A 7047-nucleotide genomic window follows, 5' to 3' on the forward strand; every position below is an offset into this window, starting at 1 on the left:
AAATAAAGAAATAAAATTTTGAATTACTTAATAATACGAGGAGGTATTTCTATGACAAAACCATCCGCAAAATCGGAACTGATCGAGGTCAGCTCGAACCCGCTGACTTTTCATTTGCATAATTCTCAGGTTAGTTATGTCTTGGGCGTTGAGGATGAAAATATCTTAGCGCACCATTATTATGGCAAGGCAGTTGACCATTATTCCAATTTGCGTCGCTATCCTCGGTTGATGCGGCATTTTGCACCAAGCCCTGAAGATATAGAAACAAGAGATTTTTCTTTGAGTACATTACCGCAAGAATTTCCAGGGGCTGGAGGTGCTGATTACCGTGAACCGGGGATCGTTGTCCAGTTTCCAAATGGTTCCCGAACTGTCAATTTTACCTATGATTCTTATACGATCTCGGATGGGAAGCCTCAACTAGCCGGGCTGCCGGCAACGTTTGCCCAAGAAGATGAAGCACAGACACTAACTGTCAAATTAGTCGAAAGTGATGCTCAGTTGGAACTTTATTTGTCCTACACGATTTTCCGTGATCTGCCGGTTATCACGCGCAGTGCTCGTGTTAAAAATTTGGGTCAGCAGCCGGTTCAAGTTCAACGCCTCGTTTCATTTAGCTTGGACTCGCCTGACAATGAGTTAAATTTGCTGCAACTAAATGGTCGTTATGCCCAAGAAAGAAATGTGACGATCGAACCGCTGAACACGGGTATTAAGATCCTAGACTCCAAGCGGGGAGCTTCAGGTCATACACAAAATCCATTTTGCGCACTGATCGACCCGCATGCCACGGAATTTTCCGGTGAAGTTTTTGGCTTTTGTCTGGTCTATAGCGGTAGTCATAAATCAATCATTCAAATGGATGGTTATAACCAGGTCAGGATTCAAATGGGGATCAACGATCAAAACTTTGAATGGTGGCTGGAACCGCAAAAATCATTTCAATCACCAGAAGCTGTTTTAGTGCATAGCGAGCAGGGCTTAAATTCGATGTCGCAAAGCTTTCATGAGTTATTCTTGAATCATTTGATGAAAAGCAAGTATTCACACCAAACACGTCCGATCTTGCTGAACAACTGGGAAGCCACCTACTTTAACTTTGATGAAAAAAAGCTGCAAGATATTATCGCGTCTTCTCATGATCTTGGGATCGAAATGTTCGTGCTAGATGACGGCTGGTTTGGTGAACGAGATGCTCCTAACAGTTCGCTGGGGGATTGGGTCGTTGACCGAAAAAAATTGCCGAACGGTCTCAAGCCGCTGAGTGACTATTGTCATAATTTGGACATGAAATTTGGTCTGTGGTTCGAGCCGGAAATGATCTCTGTCAAATCTAAACTATATCAAAGTCATCCTGATTGGGTCTTAGAGGTCCCAGGGCAGCGACGTTCGATCGACCGCAGTCAGTTCGTGCTTAACTTAGGCAGGGCAGAGGTCCGTGATTATTTACTCGAGCGGATGTCTTATATCATTGAACATGCTGATCTTGACTATATCAAATGGGATATGAACCGTAACATGACTGAAGTCTATGATGCCAAGCTTTCAGCTTCGGAGCAAGGTGAGGTCTCTCATCGCTATATCTTAGGTTTGTATGATCTTTTAGAACGTTTGACGGATAAATATCCTGATATTTTATTTGAAAGCTGTTCGGGCGGCGGTGGTCGCTATGATGCCGGAATGTTGTATTACATGCCGCAAACATGGACTTCTGATAACACGGATGCAATAGCACGATTGAAGATCCACTATGGAACAAGTTTAGTTTATCCGGTCGTTTCGATGGGAGCCCATGTTTCAGCAGTACCCAATGAACAGACAGGACGGATGACCCCGTTGAGAACTAGAGGGCTGGTTGCTTCGAGTGGTAATTTGGGATATGAATTAAATCCACTGAACTTGTTGGAAAACGAAAGACAAGAAGTTAAGTTACAAGTCAAGTGGTATAAGGCTCACCGTCGTTTGATCCAGTTTGGCAAGCTCTATCGTTTGCAAAATCCGTTTGAAACAACGAGGACAGCTTGGATGTTTGTCTCAGATGATAAAAAAGAAGCTGTTGCGATGTACTTTAATATCTTTTCAGAGGCTTCATCGCCATTGCACATGCTGAATTTTGTCGGTTTAAACCCCAGCCAAAAGTATAGCGTCAATGGTGAATATACGGCTTACGGCAGTGAGTTGATGCAAATCGGGATCTACCCACTGACGCAAAACGATGGTGATTTTGACAGTGCTGTTTTTGAATTAAAAGCAGTTGAATAGGATAGTCAGTTATTTTAATGAAAGGCCAGTATTTACAAATGTTGGTTTTAAAAGGTGCAGGCAAGCAGCGCTAAAAAAGCGTATGACTTTGCCTGTACCTTTTTATGCGCCAACTAGTTAGCAATGTTGTTAGTGTTGCTTATTTCTCTTTACATGAGCCGCGTGAAATTTTCGGTCAGCCAGTTGATAAGACTTAGCGTAAACAAGAAATTTAGTGCTTTATAATACTATTATAGCTATAATTATTATATAAATAGCTTTCATGAGGAAATAATAAATGGCTAGTAAAAGTTCGTTTGAAAAACGAAAAACGAATAATAAAGTAATCGCTATCGTGGTGATGATCATCATTTTATGTGCAGGCGGTATCGGGGTTGCCGGGGCATATCATGAACATGAAGTTACGAAACAGCACGTTAAAGCAAAAACACCCAATAATCATCAAGATGAGATCAAAAAAGTAAATCAGCTAAAAAAAGAGATGGCTGCAGAAAAAGATGAGCAGAAAAAATTGGCTGATTTAAAACAGCTGTAACAAGAGTATCAGAAATACCAAAAAAAGAGTTCTCCATATCTTAAGTTGACCAATGCTTATCAGGACGCTATTCATTCCGGTAAAGTTTATTTTCTAAATAAAACCAATGAAGTTATCAAGGCGAACACGATCACTGATATCCAGTCAGCTACTGATATTGATGGATTACAAGACAAGAGTGCAGCGTTAAAAGAGCAGCTTAAGTTTGTACGAGATAATAAGGAAATAGTCTATAGTCAGGCTAACGTCAAAGATTATACCAAGCAGATCAATGATTTGGTCAAGAAGTACAATGAGAGAGTTAGGATATTACAGACTGAGACTGAAAGCACAGATGATCAGTACAACGAAGCACCAGACCAAGCAGCTAGTTCGTCCCAGGAGAGCCAAAGTGATGGCGACAGTTCCAGCACAGCAGCTTCTAGTCAGAGTCAGAGCAACGGGAATGGTGGCCACAGCTCATACCAGGGCAGCAACTATAACTGGGGCAGTCAGTCATACAGCCAACCATCGCAGAATTATAGTCCAAGAAGTAATGGTGGAAATTCAGCAAATGCTGATCGAGAAAAGAATTCAAATGGAAGCACAAACGACAGGACAACTGATGGTAATGGGGAAAGCAGTTATGATCCTTCTACAGCAAATGGAACAACGATTATTAAAGATGTCAATGGAAATGGAACAACTTCAGGTAATTAATAATATTTATGAAACTGGGTCAAAACTAGAAACACTTGGAAAAATAAGTTGGCGAATATAATAAAAGTTGTGCCAGTCTTTTATAGTCTGATGTACTCCACAGCTCGTGGATTTAAGAGGACTGTTTTTAGAGAGATGATTGTGAATTACTCTATCTTTTTATAGCATTAAGAGTGAATTTGTGACACGAAATAAATAAGCAACAATACAAGAGCCCGCCCAAAACAAATAGGTCGGGCTTTTGTTTATTTATATGGGTAGAGTGAGCTTTTATTGATCTAGGCAATTATTTTTGTATCCCTTTGACTGTGCCAAGAATAAGAAACGGAAAAATTGTTGGAAATAGATTTTGAAACGAAAAATATCTAATGGAATAAATGGTCAATTAAAGATATTTGAGCATGCTTAGCCAATAAGTTGACAAATTTTAATGCTTAGAACAATATAGAAATGAAAGTTTGGAGAGCAAGACAGTTCTCAAAAATCAGTGGAAGTATCGTAATGATCTGTCAAATTCAATCGAACAAGAACGTTATTTATCTGATCGAAAAAAATATTTTGTCAATTTTTTTCAATAAAAAGAGCATTTATTTGTGAGTGCTGGTCCTGGTACACAGAGATTTCGGGTTTATTGAAAGGAAAGTATTATACCTCATTATTAATACATTAATTTAGGAGGTGGAACTGTGGCTCAAAAAAATACCAACGATATTATCGAAGTTTGTGGTAAGATCGCAAAAATTTTACTTGAGAATGGGGCAGAAACCACACGAGTTGAAAGCACAGTTGAATATATTGGCAGGGCTGCGGGAATCCAACTTAAATGTCACGCCACGATGACTGCAATTTTTGTGAATGTCAAAAACGCTGCTGGTTCTCTTACACATTTGGAAAAACCACGAGTTAGTTCTTTTAATTTACAAAAAGTTGATGAGATCAATACCTTATCACGAGAATTTTCTAGTCATAAGATCGAGTTCGACCAACTTCAAAGCAGAGTAGAAGCAATTGATCATCAAGTAATTGATTTTTCCTGGCCGCAAAAGATCCTTAGTGCTGGTTTAGTTTCTGTCGCTCCGATGCTTTTATTCAAGGCATCTTGGAAAGATCTGCTATTTGCTTTTTTTATAGGCATTTTAGGTTATTTAGCGTCTCAATTGGCTGGTCGACATTCTGCTACTCCTTTTTTGGGGGCTATTACCGGTGGTTTGGTGATCAGTTTGATAGCTACAAGTCTTAAACAAGCAGGAATCGCTGACAGTTCAAGTAATATTGTTATTAGTGCTTTAATGCCCCTAGTCCCTGGTGTTCCACTAACTAATTCTTTGCGGGAGATCATTGAGCGAGATATTATTTCTGGTCTTGTTCGGGGGATGGATGCTTTGATGATAGCCGGGTCGATCGGTATTGGGGCGATCGTAGGGACCTTTTTAGCAAATTTGTTGATTGGAGTTTTGTAAATGGAACTTGTTTTAGGATTCATTTTTAGCTTCTTGTCAACATTGGGTTTCGGTGTAATTACTAACGTGCCTCGTCGTGTTCTGATACCTGCGGGCATTACAGGAGCATTTGGCTGGACCGTTTACTTATTGACCGAACCGCTAACTACTAGTATTATCTTGCCAAATCTTTTGGCTGCTTTAATTATCGGCTTATTGGGCAACATCAATGCTGTTTTTATTAAGGTTCCAGTGAATTTAATTTACATCCCATGCCTAGTTTCACTTGTGCCTGGGGTAGTTATTTATGCCAGCCTTAAAGATTTTACTTTGGGATATTATAATGCTGCTGGACACAACTTGATCAAGACTTTAACCGTTGCATTGGCTTTGGACCTTGGTTTTGCTATTGCAGAGTCACTTTTTAAAAAGTGTCGTCATATTATTAGTAAGAATAGAATAAAAAGGAAGGGAAATCTTTAAAATGAATTTACACGATAAATTGATGGAAAAATTGCGGGATGCACAACCGGAAATGATAAAGATACGTCGCCGTTTGCATGCACATCCGGAAGTATCATTTCATGAAAAAGAAACAGCTAAATATATTAAGGATTTTTATCATGATTTAGATTGTAAAATTACTGGTTTTGGAGATGGGTATGGCTTTGCGGTAGATATTGAAAGTGGTCACCTAGGTAAAGGGCTTGCTTTACGAGCCGATTTTGATGCTTTAGCAATTCAAGAAGAAAATGACCTTGAGTTTAAATCCCAAAATAAGGGAGTCATGCATGCATGTGGACATGATGGACACACGGCTTATATGATGGTTTTAGCGAAGATATTAATTGAATTAAAAGATCACTTAAAGGGCAGCATTCGTATTATTCATTAACCAGCTGAAGAAGTTTCTCCTGGTGGTGCTAAAAGTATGTTAGCTGACGGTGTTTTAAGGGGCATAGATAATGTTTTAGGGTTACATGTGATGAGCAGTATGCCCAATTGTTCGATTGGCTATCATTTGAATGAAACCCAAACGGGACGTAGTAATTTTACTATCACTTTCAATGGCAAAGGTGGTCATGCTTCAATGCCGCAACTTTCTAATGATGCAATAGTAGCTGGGGCATATTTTGTCACAGCTGTACAGACAGTTGTTTCTCGTCGTATCGATCCTTTTGACACAGCTAGTGTGACTATTGGTTCTTTTGATGGAGCCGGCTCATACAACGCCATTAAACAAAGTGTCACACTTAAGGGTGATGTGCGTGTAATGAAGGAAGATACGCGTCAAATAGTGCGTGAACAAATCGAAAAAATTGCTCATGGTGTTGAAGCCATGTTCGGTGTTAAAGCAGTCATTGATTATGAGGATAACTATCCAGTTTTGTATAACGACCCACAATTAACTAAAGAAACGGTCGAAAGTATTCAATATGCAAACTTGCCTGAAATCAAACAGGTCTTTGATTGTGGACCTCAAGATCCTTCGGAAGATTTTGCCTATTTTGCCCAAGACACCCCAAGTTGCTTCTTTTATGTCGGTTGTCAAACTGCAGATGGTCACGACCATCCCCACCACAGCCCGGATTTCTTAATGAGTGAAGATTGCTTATTGGTTGCTGGTGAGGCGGTCGGGACAGCCGCTTTATCTTATCTTGGAGTGTAACGCGCGATAACTTAAAAAGGACAACAAGATGTTGATGTCTGAGGTTTAAACCAGCGCTAGAAGACGCCGTTTGTATAAGATGATAGCTGATGTAAAGCATGTTATACTTTAATCGTAAAGAAAAGGGGAGTTATGTACTAGCATAGTTCTTCTCACAAGCCGCTTCGTTGGTAGCATAATTACAAACTACTATTGAATAGTCGCCCTATAACCATGCCGAAGTTATAGTGGGGCGGTTTTTTTATTTGTCCTTTTTGTTGGACAAAACAGCCACTGCACTTAAAACTTGTTAAACAATTATAGAATAGGTTGGTAAAAAGATTGAGAACGATAACAAGTGGGGACGACTTACCGCAGAATTTGTCAATCTAGTTTGCTATAATAAGTTAAACAACAGAGCGAAGTGAATCGCTTAAAAGTTGAGCACTATCGGACTTTAA

The 7047-nt window shown here is 39.6% G+C and carries 5 protein-coding genes and 1 pseudogene; all 6 read left to right on the forward strand.

The genetic code is table 11. From position 1 onward, the window contains the following. Window positions 1–51: 51 nt before the first annotated feature. The 6 genes and pseudogenes from FC65_RS07635 (at window position 52) to FC65_RS07660 (ending at window position 6607) form a co-directional block, all read left to right on the forward strand. Window positions 52–2265: an alpha-galactosidase gene (locus tag FC65_RS07635; RefSeq protein ID WP_056972157.1), complete on the forward strand. Its 2214-nt coding sequence runs from the start codon at window positions 52–54 to the stop codon at window positions 2263–2265. Window positions 2266–2542: 277 nt separating this feature from the next. Beyond that, a complete protein-coding gene (locus FC65_RS07640; RefSeq protein ID WP_010497198.1) occupies window positions 2543–2800 on the forward strand; it encodes a hypothetical protein in 258 nt (85 codons plus the stop codon). 45 nt (window positions 2801–2845) lie between these two features. Beyond that, entirely contained in the window at window positions 2846–3499 is a 654-nt protein-coding gene (locus FC65_RS07645) for a hypothetical protein (protein WP_010497200.1), read from the forward strand. A 686-nt stretch (window positions 3500–4185) separates the two neighbouring features. After that, on the forward strand, window positions 4186–4959 hold the full coding sequence (locus FC65_RS07650) for a threonine/serine exporter family protein (RefSeq protein ID WP_010497202.1): 774 nt from the start codon (window positions 4186–4188) through the stop codon (window positions 4957–4959). Then, window positions 4960–5421 carry a threonine/serine exporter family protein gene (locus FC65_RS07655; protein ID WP_010497205.1) on the forward strand — a complete coding sequence of 154 codons (462 nt, stop codon included), beginning with the start codon at window positions 4960–4962 and terminating at the stop codon, window positions 5419–5421. 1 nt (window position 5422) lies between these two features. After that, window positions 5423–6607, forward strand: a pseudogene (locus FC65_RS07660) (amidohydrolase). Window positions 6608–7047 lie beyond the last annotated feature (440 nt).

The sequence above is a fragment of the Ligilactobacillus acidipiscis DSM 15836 genome, assembly GCF_001435755.1.
GTDB classification, from domain to species: Bacteria; Bacillota; Bacilli; order Lactobacillales; family Lactobacillaceae; genus Ligilactobacillus; species Ligilactobacillus acidipiscis.